This window comes from Hymenobacter sp. 5317J-9 (genome assembly GCF_022921075.1).
Taxonomy (GTDB): domain Bacteria; phylum Bacteroidota; class Bacteroidia; order Cytophagales; family Hymenobacteraceae; genus Hymenobacter.
The window spans coordinates 3,046,886-3,062,657 of the sequence record NZ_CP095050.1 but is presented as its reverse complement, the minus strand read 5'-3'; the positions used below and the strand labels follow the sequence as shown (position 1 = coordinate 3,062,657).

11 protein-coding genes are annotated in these 15,772 nt (G+C 62.2%); 3 read left to right on the top strand and 8 right to left on the bottom strand.

Annotated elements, in window-relative coordinates; genetic code table 11:
- Nucleotides 1-35: 35 nt before the first annotated feature.
- From MUN81_RS12965 to MUN81_RS12955, 3 genes are all read right to left on the bottom strand, one after another.
- On the bottom strand, nt 36-956 hold the full coding sequence (locus MUN81_RS12965) for a metallophosphoesterase (RefSeq protein ID WP_245110996.1): 921 nt from the start codon (nt 954-956) through the stop codon (nt 36-38).
- 150 nt (nt 957-1,106) lie between these two features.
- Nucleotides 1,107-2,336 carry a Smr/MutS family protein gene (locus tag MUN81_RS12960; protein ID WP_245110993.1) on the bottom strand — a complete coding sequence of 410 codons (1,230 nt, stop codon included), beginning with the start codon at nt 2,334-2,336 and terminating at the stop codon, nt 1,107-1,109.
- Nucleotides 2,337-2,470: 134 nt separating this feature from the next.
- Nucleotides 2,471-3,454 (bottom strand): DUF2279 domain-containing protein, encoded by a 984-nt coding sequence (locus tag MUN81_RS12955; RefSeq protein WP_245110990.1) that lies wholly within the window; start codon nt 3,452-3,454, stop codon nt 2,471-2,473.
- 136 nt (nt 3,455-3,590) lie between these two features.
- Here MUN81_RS12955 and MUN81_RS12950 point away from each other — a divergent pair, with 136 nt between their 5' ends.
- Nucleotides 3,591-6,419 carry an alpha-amylase family glycosyl hydrolase gene (locus MUN81_RS12950; RefSeq protein ID WP_245110988.1) on the top strand — a complete coding sequence of 943 codons (2,829 nt, stop codon included), beginning with the start codon at nt 3,591-3,593 and terminating at the stop codon, nt 6,417-6,419.
- 98 nt (nt 6,420-6,517) lie between these two features.
- On the opposite strand, the gene MUN81_RS12945 is transcribed toward MUN81_RS12950, so the two are convergent.
- The 5 genes from MUN81_RS12945 to MUN81_RS12925 form a co-directional block, all read right to left on the bottom strand.
- Nucleotides 6,518-7,366 (bottom strand): N-acetylglucosamine kinase, encoded by an 849-nt coding sequence (locus MUN81_RS12945; RefSeq protein ID WP_245110986.1) that lies wholly within the window; start codon nt 7,364-7,366, stop codon nt 6,518-6,520.
- A 146-nt stretch (nt 7,367-7,512) separates the two neighbouring features.
- The gene (locus tag MUN81_RS12940) at nt 7,513-8,286 is read right to left on the bottom strand and encodes a SusE domain-containing protein (protein WP_245110984.1); all 774 of its coding nucleotides are present in this window, start codon (nt 8,284-8,286) and stop codon (nt 7,513-7,515) included.
- 164 nt (nt 8,287-8,450) lie between these two features.
- A complete protein-coding gene (locus MUN81_RS12935; protein ID WP_245110982.1) occupies nt 8,451-10,100 on the bottom strand; it encodes a RagB/SusD family nutrient uptake outer membrane protein in 1,650 nt (549 codons plus the stop codon).
- A 12-nt stretch (nt 10,101-10,112) separates the two neighbouring features.
- Nucleotides 10,113-10,721, bottom strand: coding sequence for a hypothetical protein (locus MUN81_RS12930; protein WP_245110980.1), 609 nt, complete (start codon nt 10,719-10,721; stop codon nt 10,113-10,115).
- On the bottom strand, nt 10,691-13,156 hold the full coding sequence (locus tag MUN81_RS12925; RefSeq protein WP_245110979.1) for a SusC/RagA family TonB-linked outer membrane protein: 2,466 nt from the start codon (nt 13,154-13,156) through the stop codon (nt 10,691-10,693). The genes MUN81_RS12930 and MUN81_RS12925 overlap by 31 nt, the downstream gene beginning before the upstream one ends.
- A gap of 618 nt (nt 13,157-13,774) precedes the next feature.
- Here MUN81_RS12925 and MUN81_RS12920 point away from each other — a divergent pair.
- Nucleotides 13,775-14,470, top strand: coding sequence for a hypothetical protein (locus MUN81_RS12920; protein ID WP_245110977.1), 696 nt, complete (start codon nt 13,775-13,777; stop codon nt 14,468-14,470).
- A gap of 3 nt (nt 14,471-14,473) precedes the next feature.
- Nucleotides 14,474-15,688 carry an alpha/beta hydrolase-fold protein gene (locus tag MUN81_RS12915; RefSeq protein WP_245110975.1) on the top strand — a complete coding sequence of 405 codons (1,215 nt, stop codon included), beginning with the start codon at nt 14,474-14,476 and terminating at the stop codon, nt 15,686-15,688.
- The last annotated feature ends 84 nt before the right edge of the window (nt 15,689-15,772 follow it).

The following is a 15,772-nucleotide window of genomic DNA, read 5'->3' as shown; positions in this document are numbered from 1 at the left end:
GCTCCGTTGCTTTTATCCCCGCCAAATGGCCGATTTCAGGCCCGCACCAGGCCGGTGGGCGTCAGCACCTGCTCGCCGTGCCAGCGGTAGGCCACCAGCTCGCCGCCCTTAGCCACGCTGTAGTCGAGGCAGACCGAATGCGGCGTGAGCAGCTGGGGCTCGCCGCTGAGCCAGTAATGGCCGAAAAACACCGGCGTTTCGTCCTGATAGTAGCTGGAGTTAGGCAGGGCGGCCACGTCCACGGGCTGGTCGGCCAGCGCCTCAATGGCTTCGAGGAAGTAGCTGCGGTAGGTGGAGGCGGCCGGGTCGCGCCACCACGCGGTGCGCACGCGGGTGCGGCGGTGGCCGTCTTTGTCGAAGAAATGGTGGCCGTTGGGCAATAGCGTCTCGTGGCCTTTCAGAGTCACTTCGATGGCCGCAAACTCGTCGGAGCCCACGCGGCTGGCCCGCAGCAGAAAGTCTTCCGTCAGCCGCGCGTCGGGCAGCTGCTCGCGCAGGTAGGCAATGTAGCGGACATCCCAGCAGGCGTGCACCACGCGCAGGCCCGGCAGTTCCAGAAACAGCGGCAGCGTGCGAAACCACGCCAGAAACTCGCGCCACTCCGCAAACCGCTCCTTGCTGCTGAACTCCTTGATGGTTTCCATGTGCTGCAGAATGTGGTTGGGCCAGTGGGGCCGCAGGTGCCCTCCGCCGGGGTCAAATTCCCAAAACGCGAGGGCGTTGTATTCGTGGTTGCCCATCACAGCCAGGGCCGCGCCGCCGTCCACCATGCCGCGCACCACCTGCAGGGTCTCCCGGATGGCCGGCCCGCGGTCAATGAAATCGCCCAAAAAAATGACCTGGCGTCCCGCCGCATGCCGATAAATGCCCTGCGCATCGGGAGCGTATTCCAGTTTTTTCAGCAGCCGATGCAGCTCGGCCGCGTGGCCGTGGATATCGCCAATGAGGTCGTACATGGTAGGAAAGGGATTTGAAAGAAATTAGAACGTCATGCAGAGCGCCAGCGAAGCATCTTGCGTGCAGAAGTAATTATCTACTCTTGCGCGCGAGATGCTTCGCTGGCGCTCTGCATGACGTTCTTATTGTCCGGCGAGAAGCCCGAAGTGCTACTTCAAGCGCACCAGCGTGGCACCGAAGCCGAATTTCTCTTTGCGAGCGTCTTCGAAGAACTTGATGTCCTTGTTGCGGCTCAGCTGGCGGTGGATTTCCTTGCGCAGCACGCCGTTGCCCATGCCGTGGATGAACACGATTTCGTGCATGTTGGTGGCCAGCGCGCGGCTCAGCGCGTCTTCAAACGCATCGAGCTGCAGGCGCAGAATGGCGGTGTTGCTCAGCTCTTCCTTGTTGTCGGGTCGCAAGGCTTCGAGGTGCAGGTCGAACTCATGGGGCGGGGCTACGACCGGCGCGGCAGGCGCGGGCGCAGCGGCCGCTACCACGGCTGCCGGCTTGGCCGGTGCATCGCCACTGAGCTGGGCTTTGAGCGCGGCGGCATCCACGCCGGCCGGCGTGGCGGGGGCGGGCGCCGGGGCCGGGGCCGGGGCCTCCTGAGCCAGCTGCTCGGGCGCGATGGAGGCGGCGGCTTTCTCGTCGAGCTGGAAGAGGTAGGCCTCCTTGCCAATTACCGGCGCCGGTTTCTGGCTGCTGTAGAAAGTGCTGGCTTTGAAGGCTTGGCGCTTGGTGAGCAGCTCGTAGGCAGCGTCGCCGTTGAGCCTGGTGGGCAGCAGCTGAAACACCACGGCCGGCCAGGTTTCAAAATCCTTCAGATGCAGAAAGGAGAGGGGCTTGCTGCTGGCTTTGGGGCCCAGTTTGTCGGCGGCCAGGGCGCGGTAGGGGCGGGCGCTGGTTTCTTCGCCATAAGTGTACAGCACGTCGGCCTCGGTGTTGTTGATGAGCGTGACGGCCAGCAGCTCGGGCGACTGGTGCACCAGGGCCAGAAATAAGCCTTTGGCGGCCGCTGGCTGCTTGGCGCCGGTCGCGCCGGACACAATGCCGGCTGGCTTGGCGATGCCGGCGCCGCTTGAAGCCGCCGCGGCCAGGGCTTCCTGCAGCGAAGGCTGGACTGGCCGGGATGCGGCCGCGGGCTGGCCGGGGCGCTTGCTTTTGTCTTTTTTGCTGGCGTTGGCGTTGCGGCCGGGCACTTGGCCGGGGCCCAGGTCGGGGGCGGCGCGGTCGAAATTCTTGCCTTCTTCCTGGGCCACCACCACCACTTCGCGCCGCAGCACGGGAATGGTAAAATCGTTGTCGATGGCCACTTCCACCAGCTCGCTGTCGAGCAGGCGGGTAACGATTCCTTCTTCGGTGCCGGTCAGCAGCCGGACTCTATCTCCTACGTTCATAACAGTTCTAATTTGCCCGCTCCGAGGTCAGCTTTTCGGTGTGAAGAACGGCCGCCCGGGGCAGGTGAGTTCGTCAAAAGTACGGGCAACGGGGGCCGCTCGGGTTTTACTAACGGATTTTAGCCGGCTCGGGCCTATAAGTAGAGCGCGTGAAAGCCGAAACCGTTGCGTGGGTTGTATTCCAGGGCCGGGGCCGGCAGGTGGAAAATGCTCAGGGCGTAAAACACCCGCTTGAGCACCACGCTTCGGGTGGGGATGCGCCGCAGGTCCACGTCGAGCGACAAGTAAAACTGGCGGTAGGGGCGCAGGCCGGCGGCGGCGTTGGTGGCGTCGTCGTTATACACCATGTCTTCGCCGCCGTAGCCCAGGGCGGGCTGCAGCCAGCGCGGCCAGCGGTTGCCGGGCTTCAAAAAAGCGCCTACGTCGGTGCAGAGCCAATACGTCTGGCCGTTGTAGTCTTTGAGCCAACGCTCGGGCACGTTGCTGCCCAGCACGTTGGGGCGGCGCTGGGCGTAGCCGGTGAGGTGAAACGACCATTTGGGCATGATGCGGATGTCGTGCCAGGCCAGCTGCTGGGCCAGCAGGCCCGCCGAGCCCAGGAAATTAGCGGCCAAATCGGTGGCCGACGCGCCGTACTCCGGGTCGCGCCCGTCCAGAATTTCCAGCGGGCTCTGGATGGCAAACCCCACAAAGGAGCCGTACCAAATGGCTTTTCTCTCGCTCAGGCCGGCCCAGCGCAGCATGTCGACGGCGCCGCGGCTTTCCTGAAAGGCGCCCCAAAAGTGCCCGCACTTATCGAGCTGCTGCCACTCGGGCAGGTCGTTGAACCAGTGCAGCGGCACCCGCTCGCCGGTGTACCAGGCCGTGGTGAGGCCCGTGTAGATGACGCCGTAGCCCACGGCCGAGCCGCCTACTAGCAGGCGCAGGCGGCGCCGGCGCATCGCCAACGAATCGGGTGACGCCGATGCAGCTGTTTGCGGTGCGAGTAGCACGGTGCTATCGGCGCGGGCGGGATTCTGCGCGGCGGCGGCGGGCGCCAGGGCCTGTCCGCCCACGGCCCACAGCCCCACCAACAGCCAACGTCGTACGGGAACAAATGGGCAGGCAATAAACGTCATGCGGGCAAGAATCAGCCGCAAAGGTAGGCGGTTTTGCACCACGAAGAGGCCAGAAGCTGTATCTTGCGCTATCGTTTGCACACGGCCTTACGCGGGGCCTTGTTGTTCCTTCATCCATCCCACCAAAAATTCCCCAATGCAAACATTTACCCGCATTACCATGCTGCTGTGCAGCCTGTTGGCCTGGACGGCTCAGGCGCAGGTGGTCACCACGTCGCCGGTGTTTTTCACCGACACCACGCCCGTGACCATCACCTTCGACGCTACCCAGGGCAACGGCGCGCTGGCCAACTTCACCGGCAACGTCTACATCTGGACCGGCACCGTGACCAACCTGAGCACCAGCAACACCAACTGGCGCAACGTGCACAGCACCACCTTCAACCAGGCCGACCCCACCGCGCTGATGACGCGCGACGCCAGCAACCCCAACATTTACCGCATCACCTTCACGCCGCGCACCTATTACCCCATTCCGGCCGGCGAAACCCTGCTGCGCCTGGGCATGATTTTCAAAAATGCCGACGGCACCGTGGTGGGCCGGGCGGCGGGCGGCGGCGACATTTTTGTGGATGCCGCCCAAGCGGCGCTCACGGCCCGCATCACCAGCCCCGCGCCGGGTACCAACGGCAACCCACTGTTTGTGAACCAGAACACGCAGGTGAGTGTGACCGGCGCCGCCTCGGCCTCGGCAAACCTGGCTTTTACCCTCAACGGCACCCAAGTGGCTCAGCAAACCAACGCCACCACGCTGACGTCTAACATTACCATTTCTCAGACGGGCCGCAGCGTGGTGCGTTTTACGGCGGTGAGCGGCACGTCGCAGGCCGTCGATTCGCTGGTGTTTGTGGTGCGCCCCACGGTGGTGACGGCGGCCCTGCCCGCCGGTGCCAAGGACGGCATTACCTACCTCAACGGCGGCACGTCGGTGATTCTGAACCTGACGGCGCCGAACAAGCAGTTTGTGTACGCCATCGGCGAGTTCAACAACTGGCAGACGCCCAACTCGGCCTTCATGAACCGCACGCCAGATGGCAACCGCTGGTGGGTGCAAATCAACGGCCTGACGCCGGGCGTGGAGTACGCCTACCAGTATTTGGTAGATGGCGAACTGCGCGTGGCCGACCCGTACTGCGAGAAAATCCTGAACCCGAACGACGACCGGTTCATCCCAAGCGTGACCTACCCCAACCTGAAGCCCTACCCCACGGGCGCGACCACCGGGAACGTGTCGGTGCTGCAAACCAACCAGGCGCCGTACGTTTGGACGACGACCAATTACCAGCGCCCCAGCCGCGCCGATTTGGTGATTTATGAATTGCACCTGCGCGATTTTGTGGCCCGCCACGACTACCAGACCCTGCGCGACACGCTCAATTACCTGAGCCGCCTGGGCGTGAACGCCATCGAGCTGATGCCCATCAATGAGTTTGAGGGCAACGAGAGCTGGGGCTACAACCCGTCGTTCTACTTCGCGCCCGATAAGTACTACGGCACCAAAAATGACCTGAAGCGCCTCATCGACGAGTGCCACCGCCGCGGCATGGCCGTGGTGCTCGACATGGTGCTCAACCACTCCTTCGGCCAGTCGCCGATGGTGCAGATGTATTTCGACAACGCCACCGGCAAGCCCGCCGCCAACAGTCCGTGGTTCAACCAGGACCCCACGCACCCCTTCAACGTGGGCTACGACTTCAACCACGAAAGCGCGTTTACCAAGTACTTCTCGAAGCAGGTGATGGCGTTCTGGCTGCAGGAATACCGCGTCGACGGCTACCGTTTCGACCTGAGCAAGGGCTTCACGCAGGTGAACAACCCCACCAACGTGGGGGCCTGGGGCGCTTACGACCAGTCGCGCATCAACATCTGGAAGGACTACTACGACGCCATGAAGGTCGTGGACAGCAACGTGTACTGCATTCTGGAGCACTTCGCCGACAACTCCGAAGAGCGGGTTCTGGCCGACTACGGCATGATGCTGTGGGGCAACATGAACTACAACTACAACGAAGCCACGATGGGTTACGTCAGCACCTCGAACTTCAGCGGCGGGTACTACGGCACCCGCAACTTTGCCAGCCCGAACCTGGTGACGTACATGGAAAGCCACGACGAAGAGCGGCTCATGTTCAAGAACATTACCTATGGCAACCAGGCCAACCCCGCCCACAACGTGCGCGACCTGAACACCGCCCTGGCCCGCACCGAAGCCGCCGCGGCCTTCTTCCTCACCGTGCCCGGCCCGAAGATGATTTGGCAGTTTGGCGAGCTGGGCTACGACATCAGCATCGACCAGAACGGCCGCGTGGGCAACAAGCCCATCCTGTGGAACTACTACCAGAACGCGAACCGCCGCCAGCTCTACGAGGTGTACCGGGCCCTCATCGCGCTCAAGAAAAAGGAGCCGGTGTTTGAAAACCCCACCACCTACACGCAGTCGCTGGCCGGCGCGGCCAAGTCCATTCACCTGAGCGACGCCAACACGAAGGTGACCATCATCGGCAACTTCGACGTGACCGCCACCACCATCGACCCGGCCTTCCAGACCACCGGTAAGTGGTATAACTACCTCAGCGGCGACAGCATCACCGTCACGAATCCCAACGCCCTGATTACGCTGCAGCCCGGCGCCTACGCCGTGTACACCTCGCGCCGCATCAAAAAGGCCACGTTGCTGCCCACGCGCACGCAGGCGGCCGCCGCGGTGCTACGCCTCACGGCTTCGCCCAACCCCACCGCCAGCACCGCGCTGCTGCAGTACGAGCTGCCCACGCCGGCCGCCGTCACGATGACTGTGCAAAACCTGCTGGGCGCCACCGTGCGCACCGTGAGCACGGCCGCGCCGCAAGCCGCCGGCCCGCACAGCGTGAGCCTGCCCGTGCAAGGGCTGGCCGAGGGCGTGTATCTCGTGCGCCTCACCACGCCGCAGCTCAGCCAGACCATCCGACTGGTGGTGCAGCACTAAGAACGTTTTCATGCAAACAAAAAGGCCGCTTCCAGTTGGAAGCGGCCTTTTTGTTTGCAGTAGGTTCATTGGCAATAGCAGTTGCCCAGGAGCTCAGCCTATAAGTCCTCTTCGTGGTAGGCCACTAGGTCATCGATAGGGGAGCGGATGATTTTGCCCACTTCCATGCCGTGGTTTTTGGCCACCTGCGTCAGTACGTCGCGGAAATTGTAGCCCACCGAGCCCACGCAGTTGAAGCTGTACTCCTGATAGCGCGGGTAGTGCAGCACCAGGTTTTGGAAGAACGTTTCGAAGCCTTCGAGCACGATGTCGCGGCAGTAGCTCACGTTGTTGTGGTCGTAGGCAAACTTGGCGAAGCTGGCCAGGTAACGGTTGGGCAACGGCTGGTTGTAGAGGCGGTCAAGGATTTCGTTGCGCGTGCCCAGCTTGTACTCCTCTTTCAGGGCTTCCTGCAGGCCGTCGGGCAGCAGGCCGCGCAAATAGTCACGCAGCAGCCGCTTGCCAAAAAACGACCCCGACCCCTCATCGCCCAGGAAATAGCCCAGCGAATCCACGTTGTAGGTGATTTTTTCGCCGTCGTAGAGGCAGGAGTTGGTGCCCGTGCCCAAGATGGCGGCAAAGCCGGGCTTGCGGCCCAGCAGCGCTCGGGCGGCGGCCAGCAGGTCCTCGGTCACGTGGGCCTTGGTGTTGGGGAAGAGCTGGCGCAGGGCCCCGGCAATGACTTCGGCCTTTTGGGCCGACGACACCCCGGCGCCGTAGAAATACACGTCGCGCACTTGGTCGCGCGGCAGCGTATCGGGCAGATGCTGGTTCAGCGAGGCCACAATGCCGGCCGTGTCGATAAAGTCGGGGTTGTACCCTTCGGTATTGAAGTAAACGCGGTTGTGCGCGTCGTCGAGCTGGCACCAGCTGCATTTGGTGGAACCGCCGTCGGCAATAAGTATCATGCGGGAGGGAGTGGTGAAGAAGTAGCGAAAGTAGCAAGCAGCCCGGAAAGTGGGCCGGCAAGGGCAAAAAAGAGGCAGCCTTGCGGGCTGCCTCTTTGGTTGTTTGGCTACCGCCAGAGGCAGGTAGCGCGGCCGTGTAATCCGGTTTAGCGGGTTACGGTATAAGTCAGGGTGGCCAGGTTGAACTTGATGGTGTACAGACCGGGCGTGGCCACGGCAATGTTCGAGCCGTTGGCTACCAGCGCGCCGCCGGTGGGCGAGTTGCCGCCGTAGTTCACGCCCCAGTCGCTGTTCTTGCGGAACTTAAACTCGCCGGCGTTCAGGTTGCGGGTCAGGTCATAGGTTTTCGTGTCGCAGTTGTACACCAGCGGCACGTCGGTGTTCCAGTCCACACCGGCGGGGCCGATGATGGACCACACGTCCGAGTTCGGGGGCAGGCACACTTTATAGCCCGTAACCGTAAGGGGCACGGCGTTCGAAACGAAGCTGTGGCGGTCGGTGCCTACACCAGCGGCCAAGCGCACGAATACCGGCGTAGCCACGCCAGGCGTCACGTTTAGGAAAGTAAGGGCCGTATTCAGGTCCTGAACCGTAACGGCTTTCGACGTGCCTGTACCGGTCACGCTGATGATGCCCGGATAGCCGAAGCCGTCGGCGGACTTTGCCACCTGCAGTTCGTAAGTCACCGCCGGGGCCTTTTTGTAGTCGGTGCCACTGAGTGCGAAAGTCACCGGCGTCCAGTTAAACGTGATGGCCGTCTGGGCCGCGTTTGCCTGGGTCAGCACCGCCGAGTTGGCGGAAGCCGTGAGCGTGCTCGTTGCCGAAGGCGCCACGGTAACCTTGTTCTCGTCCTTCGAGCAAGATGCCAGCGCAGCTACGGCAAACAAGCCGACGGCTGCTTGGGTAAGCCAATTTTTCATGGTTATAGGGAATGTTAAAAGAGAAAACAGAAACGGTACGTACTCCGGAATCGGGCTTCGCAGTTTGCGAAGGCGTGCCACCGGGAGCAGCGGTGCGCGTCGGTTAGGAAATGAAAGCAGCCCGTGGGAGAAGCTGCCGCAGGGCGGCTTCTCCCAGGCGCAGGCTAGTAGCCCGTGTTTTGCTTCAGGTTGGGGTTGGCCGCCAGGTCCGAGGCCGGCAGCGGGAACAAATTGTATTTGGCATTCACCGACTGGCCGTTGGCTACGCCTCCCTTCCAGGGCCACAGGTAGGTGCCTTCCACAAACTGGTTGTAGCGGATGAGGTCGGAGCGGCGCGTGCCTTCCCAGTGCAGCTCACGGGCGCGCTCATCGAGGATGAAGGCGCTGGTCATCTGGGCATCGGTGATGTCGGCCACGGCGCTGGGCGTAGCAATCGGCAGGCCGAAAGCGCGGCGGCGCAGCTGGTTCACGTAGCCGAGGGCAATGCTGCGGTCGGCGTTGCCGCGGGTGGCGGCTTCGGCGTAAATCAGCATCATGTCGGCCAGGCGCAGCATCGGGAAGTCCACGCTCGAGAAGTTGAGCGAAGCGCCCTGGGGAGCACCGGCCGAGTTGATGTTGCGGAATTTCAGCACGCCCAAGCCTTGGGTGAACTGGCTCAGGTCGTTGATGGCCAGCGTCTGGCCGGTGGTGTAGAAACGACCCCGACGGTCCTTGGCGGTGTCGCCACCTGCCAGGAAGAACTTGTCGACGAGGGCACTGGTGGTGCGGAGGCCGCCCCAGCCGGTGGACTGGCCCACCAGGCGCTGCCAGGTGGCGTCGGCGCCGCTAGTGGCGCCGTTCACCAGGAAGGTGGTGCCACCGTAGCTCTGCACGCTGTTCACGTCGAAAATAACGGGCCAGATGATTTCATCCTTGGCCGGGGCCAGGTTGTTGTCGGCCAGGAACAGGCGGCCGTAAGCCGACGACACGCGCCCGGAGGCAGTCGTGCTCAGGCTGAAGCCGGAGTCCACCACTTTTTTGGCAGCCTCGGCGGCTTTGGCGTACTGTGGGGTACCGGTGTAAACGCCCGCGTTCAGGTACAAACGCGCCAGCATGCCATAAGCGGCAGCTTGGTCTACGCGGCCGTACTCGTTGGTGCGGGCCGGGGCCAGCTCGGTGGTCAGGGCCTGCAGCTCGCTTTCCACGTAGCTGTACAGCTGCTGGCGGGTAGCGTAGCTCGGCAGCGGGCCGCCGATGGCGTCTTTCTCCGTCACAAAGGGACCGTTGCCGAACAGGTCGATAACGTGCAGGTAAGCCACGGCGCGCAGGAAGCGGGCCTCGGCGCGGTAGCGCTTGGCTTCGCCCTGGTCGCCGCTGCCCAAGCGGCTGCTGAGGTTGTCGTCGGATGCTTCGCGGATGAACTCGTTGCAAATGGCAATTTCGTAGTACATCCGGTTGTAGAGGCCGCGGGTGAGGGGGTCGGTGGCATCCCAGTTCATGCGGTGCCACTCCTGCACGCCCGGGTCATTCCAGGCAATCACGGCCTCGTCGGTGGTCAACTCCTGCGCGCTCCAGTACTGGCGGATGTAGTCCGACGTACCAGCGTCAATGCCCACGATGTCGCCCGAGCCCGGGCCCGAAGGACCGGTCAGGGCGAAGCCGCCGTAGAGCTTGGCCAGCACCTGCTTGTAGGCGGGCAGGCTCACGTACACTTTGTCGGGCGTGAGCTCATACTTGGGCGTCTGGTCCAGGTCCTTGGTGCAGGACGTGTTCAGGCCGGCCAGAGCGGTGCTCAGGGTGAGGGCCGTCAGCCCCCGGTATAATGATTTTTTCATATGCGGTGGGAATTAAAAGCCGAGAGCAAGGCCCAGGGTGTAGGTGCGGGCACGCGGGTAAAAGTTAGAGTCGATGCCAAACGTGGCGCCCGAGGTGGGCGATGCCGCGTTCAGTACTTCGGGGTCCAGGCCCTTGTATTTGGTTACCACGAACGCATTCTGCACGTTGCCGGTGATGCGCAGCGTGGAGGCGCCGAGCACCTTGCCCACGTTGTAGCCCAGCGAGATGTTGTCGCAGCGCAGGAACGAAGCGTTTTGTACGTAGTAATCCGAGAACACCTGCTGGCGGGTGAAGCCCGTGTTCAGCACGTCGGGGCTCAGGTTATTCACGAAGTTCGTCGAACCCTGGGCGTTGGCGTAAGTGCCGTAGTTGGCAGCGTTGGAGTTATACACGTAGTTGCCGAGGTTGCTGCGCAGCGTGAAGGCCAGCGCCAGCTTCTTGTAGGTCAAATTGGAGCTGAAGCCCAGCGTCACGAGCGGGTACGGACGCTTGTAGTACACGTAGTCCTGGTCGTTGATAACGCCGTCGCCATTGCGGTCAACATAAAGGCCTTCCACCGGGCGGCCGTCCGGGCCGTACACCTGCTGCGCTACAAAGAAGGTGTTGAAAGGCTGTCCCACAGCGTTGATTTGAATGGTGTTGCCAGTGCCACCCCGATGCCACCAACTTTGTAGGGCGAAATGCCCTCCGGCTGCTGGTCCAAGGCGGTGATTTTGTTAACATTGTACGCCCCGTTCAGGTTCACGCTCCAGTTCAGGTTTTCGCCCCGCAACACGTCGTAATTTAAGCCAAGTTCGATACCCCGGTTGGTCATCGAGCCAATGTTTTTGTTCAACTGGTTGGTAAAGTTCGAACCGGCCGAGAAGTTCACCAGCGCCAGCAGGTCGGTGGCTTTGCGCTCGTACACGTCCACGGTGGCCGTGAAGCGGTTGTCGAAGAAGCCCAGGTCCAGACCGGCGTTCAGGGTGTTGGTTTTCTCGAAGGTCAGTGTGGCGTTGTATCCCTGTACGCTATACGTAGGAACAATCACGCCCGGATTGCCGCCCAGCGGGTAGGAAGTCGTCGAGCCGGTCACCACGTAGCGGGGCTGCGTGTCGTAGGCACCGCCCACGTCCTGCTGGCCGGTGCGGCCGTAGCCGGCGCGCAGCTTCAGTTCCGAAATCACCGTGTTGTCCTTCAGGAAAGCTTCGTTTTTCACGCGCCAGGCCAGGCCCAGGGCCGGGAACCAGCCGCTGCGGTAGCCCTCGCGGAAGCGCGACGTGTTGTCGTTGCGCAGGGTGGCCGTCAGCAGGTACTTGTCCTGCACGTTCACCGTGGCGCGGCCGAAGTAGGAAAGCAGCACGTACTTGTTGTAATAAGCCGGCAGCAACAGGGTGTCGGTTTTGTTTACCTTGGTTTTGCGGTCGAAGCGGTAATCCAGGAAGTTGGGGCCCTGGTCCACAAACGACTGGTAGGCGTGGCCCACCTGCACGTCAATCTTCGTGCCGCCCAACTGCTTGCCGTAGGCCAGGTACGCTTCGAGCAGCTTCATGTCCTTGTCCTGCGAGTACTGCGTGTAGCGCCCGTTCAGGTTGGGGTCGGCCGTGAGGGTGTTGTAGTTGCCGAAGTCGGTGGGTTGGATGACGTTGCTGCCGCGGCCGCGCGAAGCGTCCATGCCTAGGTTCAGGTTGGCGCGCAGGCCGTCGATGCCGTGCACTTTGTAGTCCAGCTGCACGTTGCCGATGAAGCGCTTGGCCGTGCTGGTGTTGTTCGAGTTTTGGAGGGCGGCCACCGGGTTGCCGGGAGCGTTGCCCAGCGGCTGGCCCACCGAGTTGGTGAACTGGTTGTAGCCACCGTATCGCGCAAAGCGGGCTTCGGTCGACCGCACCGGCTGGGTGGGGTCGTAGAGCGCGGCGCCGGCCACGGTGCCATAGTCAACGAAGCGGTTGTCGACGATGGAGCCTTTGGCGTTCAGGTCGATGCGCAGGTGGTTGTCGAGCAGGGTGGGGGTCAGGCTTACCGAGCCCGAGTTACGCTTCAGGCTGTTGGTGATGACGATGCCTTCCTGGTAGAGGTTGCCGTACGACACGCGGAAGGGCACCTTGGCCACGTTGCCAATCAGGCTCACGGTGTTGTCGTAGGTGGCGGCGGTGCGGAAAATCTCTTTCTGCCAGTCGGTGTTGGCCGAGCCCAGCGAGGCAATCTGCGAAGCCGAGCCGTTGGCCTGAATCAGGCGGCGGAACTCGTCGGTTGACAGCGTTTCGTAGCGCTTGGCCACCGTTGACACGCCCACCTGCGAGTTCAGCTCCACGCGCAGCTTGTCGCCTTGCAGGCCCCGCTTGGTGGTGATGAGGATAACGCCGCCCGCGGCCCGGTTGCCGTAGATGGCCGTGGCCGAAGCATCCTTCAGCACGGTGAAGGTTTCGATGTCGCTGGGGTTAATGAGCGAAAGCGGGTTGGAAGTGCCACTGATGGTGGCCTTGTCAACGGGCACGCCGTCAATTACATACAGCGGGTCGCTGTTGGCGTTGAGCGACGAGTTGCCGCGGATGCGGATGGTGTTGCCCGCGCCGGGCGCGCCACCGCTCGAGGTGATGGCCACACCGGCCACTTTGCCCTGAATCAATTGCTCGGGGTTGGTAATCTGGCCCTGCACAAACTGGCGCGAGTCCACCGTGGTCACGGCGCCGGTGATGTCCTGCCGGCGCTGGGTGCCATAGCCTACCACCACGGCTTCGGACAGCTGGGTGGTGTTTTCGGCCAGCGAAGCGGTTACTTCGGCGTTCTGGCCGGCGGCCACCGTCACGGGGCGACGCACCGAGTTGTAGCCCACGAACGAAATCACAACGGTTTGAGGACCTGCCGGCACGTTCTGTACCGAGAAAGTCCCGTCCACGTTCGAAGAGCTGCCCAGCGAGGTACCCTCGACGAGGATGGTAGCGCCCGGAATGCCTTCGTTCTTGCCATCAGTCACGCGGCCGCTGATGGTACCGGTTTGTGCCTGGGCCGTTGAGGGGAAGCCGAAGGCGGCGAACAGTAGCAGAAACAGTAGTTTCGCTAGATAAGGGTGTTTCATGAAAACGGGAATTTGGTGGGAAAATGTGAGCGGGTAAAAAAGAGTGTAAGAAGTATGGTTATTGGGGCAAAAACGATTGGGTTCGGGGCCGGTCGGAAAAATTTCCCATAAAGGGCACCAGTGCCTATGTAAGACAGCATTCGGCAGCGATTGTTGGCGTGCGTTTCCAGCTGCCGGAGGGGGTGAGCAAAACGCTGTGCGAGTGCTGGGTGGTGGCAGGTAACAAACAGATAATCAAAACGCTGAAATAAATAATTGGCGCATCTGGTGAAAGCTGCTATCGAAAAGGCGAAACTAAGGTACGCAAACGTTTGCACAATGGGCCGCGCAGCCCTATTTTTTTGAAGAAAATTTGCGACGGTTTTCGCATTGCTTTCGGGACAGCTATAGTTGGGCGTTCATCCGCTGCCGGATGCAAACGTTGGTTAGGCACCATGTTTGCCTCGCAGCCCTCAAGCCGGAAAATGCGGCGAGCTTGCTAACTTGGGGCCGGGGCGCCGTCCCGTCTGGCAAATTGAATTTTGGCGGTCCCTATCTTGCGCGGTGGGCGCAGCGCCGGGCTGCCAGCAGCCTTGCATCGGCCCGCCAACGTCGTTACTTTTGGCTTTTCCTTAGAAAATGAAAAAGCACCTACTGCTCGTTGCCTTGCTACTGGTGACTTCCGGGCTCAGCGCCACGGCGCAAACCCGCCCCGGCTCGCGCAAGCCTGCCCCCAAAGGCAGCAGCAGGCAGCCCGCCGGCAAAGCCGCGCCCAAGCCGCCGCCGGTGTATTCGCCCATTCAGTCGCAAAGCAGCGCCGATGAGCCAACCGCCCAGGCGCTTGTGGTGAACAAGGTCAAGCTTAAAAAACCGGTGCTGGTGTACTACGAAGAGCCCGCGCCCGGCAAGTCGGTGCAGCAGCTCATCATGTCGGAGGAGAACCTAGGCCTGCTCAAAACCCTCGACCTGGAGCACCTCATGATGCGCCGCGAGGTGTTCGTCGACGGCCTCGGCAACCTGGCCCTGCCGGGCAGCGACGTGACCAAGTACCGCCTGCTGGGCACCAGCGCCGTGGCTGAGGACACGCGCCGCCCCGTGGGCGACGGCCGCAGCTTCTTCTCCCGCCTGAAAGTCCCCTCGTCGGGCTACTTATACGTGGTGCTCGAATCGGCCGAAGAGTACCGGCACTTTGTGAAGGGCCCGCAGAAAAAGGGGGCGTTTCTGGATTTCCAGGCCAACGGTTTGCCCGGAGTCGACTCGGTGCGCGCCGTGTACACGCTGCGCAAGATGGACGCGGCCGAGCGGGGCGCCGGCACCGGCGAAACCATTCGCTAAGCCATGATGCCATCACTGCCCCAACGTGCGGCGCTGCTACTTGGCGCCTTGGCCTTATCGTGTGGTTCGGCCAGCGCGCAGGTCCTGCTCAAACTTACCCATGTGCCCGCTACTACGCCGGTCACCGATACCATTTTTGTGGCCGGCTCCTTTAACAACTGGAACCCGCACAGTCGCGCCCACGCTTTGCGCCGACTGGCTGATGGCACCCACCAGCTCAGCCTGCCGGCTGGATTGGGCACCGTAGAATATAAGTTCACGCGTGGCAGCTGGCCTACGGTGGAGGTAGATGGCAACGACGCCCAAATTGCCAACCGCAAAACCGACCTGACAACTTCCCATGAGGTATCGGCCGAAGTAATGGCCTGGGCCGACCAGAAAGGCGGGACAGCCAAAAAGCACACCGCCACGCCGCAGGTGCGCGTGCTGTCGGCCACCTTCAACATGCCGCAACTGGGCCGACAGCGGCGCGTGTGGCTTTACCTGCCAGCCGACTATGCGGCAAACCCAAGCCGTCGCTACCCCGTGCTCTACCTGCACGACGGCCAAAACGTATTCGACGACGCCACCAGCTTCGGTGGTGAGTGGGGCGTAGACGAAACCCTCGACCGCCTGCGCAAAGCTGGCCAGGATGCCACCGGCACCATTGTGGTGGCCGTCGACAACGGCGACCAGTTTCGCACCGACGAATACATTCCCTGGCCCAGCGCCGAGCTTAAGGACCAGCCTCACCAGGGCGGTCAGGGCGGCGCCTACGTCGATTTTCTGGCCCGCACGCTCAAGCCGTACATTGACGCACACTACCGCACTCGGCCCGACGCCGCCCATACGGGCATAGCCGGCTCCAGCCTTGGCGGGCTCATTTCGGTGTACGCCGCCCTGAAATATCCGAAAGTGTTTGGCGCGGTGGGCGCGTTTTCGCCCGCTTTCTGGGTGTGCAACGATTCGTTGCGTGCCTACGCAAAAACCCACCCAGCAGCACGTACCACCCGATTCTATTTCGTGTGCGGGCCAAAGGAATCGGAAACCATGCTGCCGCTGATGAGGCAATGGCGCGACGAGCTACGCGCGGAAGGCGTGCCCGCCGCCAACGTGGCATTTTCGGCCCCGCCCGATGGCGAACATAAGGAGTGGTTCTGGCGGCGGGAGTTCCCAGCGGCTTATCGCTTTCTTATGCGCCCGGCGATGAAAGCCATGAGTTCAATGCCACGTAAGTAGCAGTTAACAAGATTCATTGCTGAAGTGACTGGTTGTAAAATTGGCGAACTTTACAACCATGTGTTGATAGTTTCGTATGGATTT

Coding starts and splice junctions, on each gene's coding strand:
- MUN81_RS12965 (WP_245110996.1), bottom strand. CDS start 956: ATGTACGACCTCATTGGCGATATCCACGGCCACGCGGCCGAGCTGCAT.
- MUN81_RS12960 (WP_245110993.1), bottom strand. CDS start 2,336: ATGAACGTAGGAGATAGAGTCCGGCTGCTGACCGGCACCGAAGAAGGA.
- MUN81_RS12955 (WP_245110990.1), bottom strand. CDS start 3,454: ATGACGTTTATTGCCTGCCCATTTGTTCCCGTACGACGTTGGCTGTTG.
- MUN81_RS12950 (WP_245110988.1), top strand. CDS start 3,591: ATGCAAACATTTACCCGCATTACCATGCTGCTGTGCAGCCTGTTGGCC.
- MUN81_RS12945 (WP_245110986.1), bottom strand. CDS start 7,366: ATGATACTTATTGCCGACGGCGGTTCCACCAAATGCAGCTGGTGCCAG.
- MUN81_RS12940 (WP_245110984.1), bottom strand. CDS start 8,286: ATGAAAAATTGGCTTACCCAAGCAGCCGTCGGCTTGTTTGCCGTAGCT.
- MUN81_RS12935 (WP_245110982.1), bottom strand. CDS start 10,100: ATGAAAAAATCATTATACCGGGGGCTGACGGCCCTCACCCTGAGCACC.
- MUN81_RS12925 (WP_245110979.1), bottom strand. CDS start 13,156: ATGAAACACCCTTATCTAGCGAAACTACTGTTTCTGCTACTGTTCGCC.
- MUN81_RS12920 (WP_245110977.1), top strand. CDS start 13,775: ATGAAAAAGCACCTACTGCTCGTTGCCTTGCTACTGGTGACTTCCGGG.
- MUN81_RS12915 (WP_245110975.1), top strand. CDS start 14,474: ATGATGCCATCACTGCCCCAACGTGCGGCGCTGCTACTTGGCGCCTTG.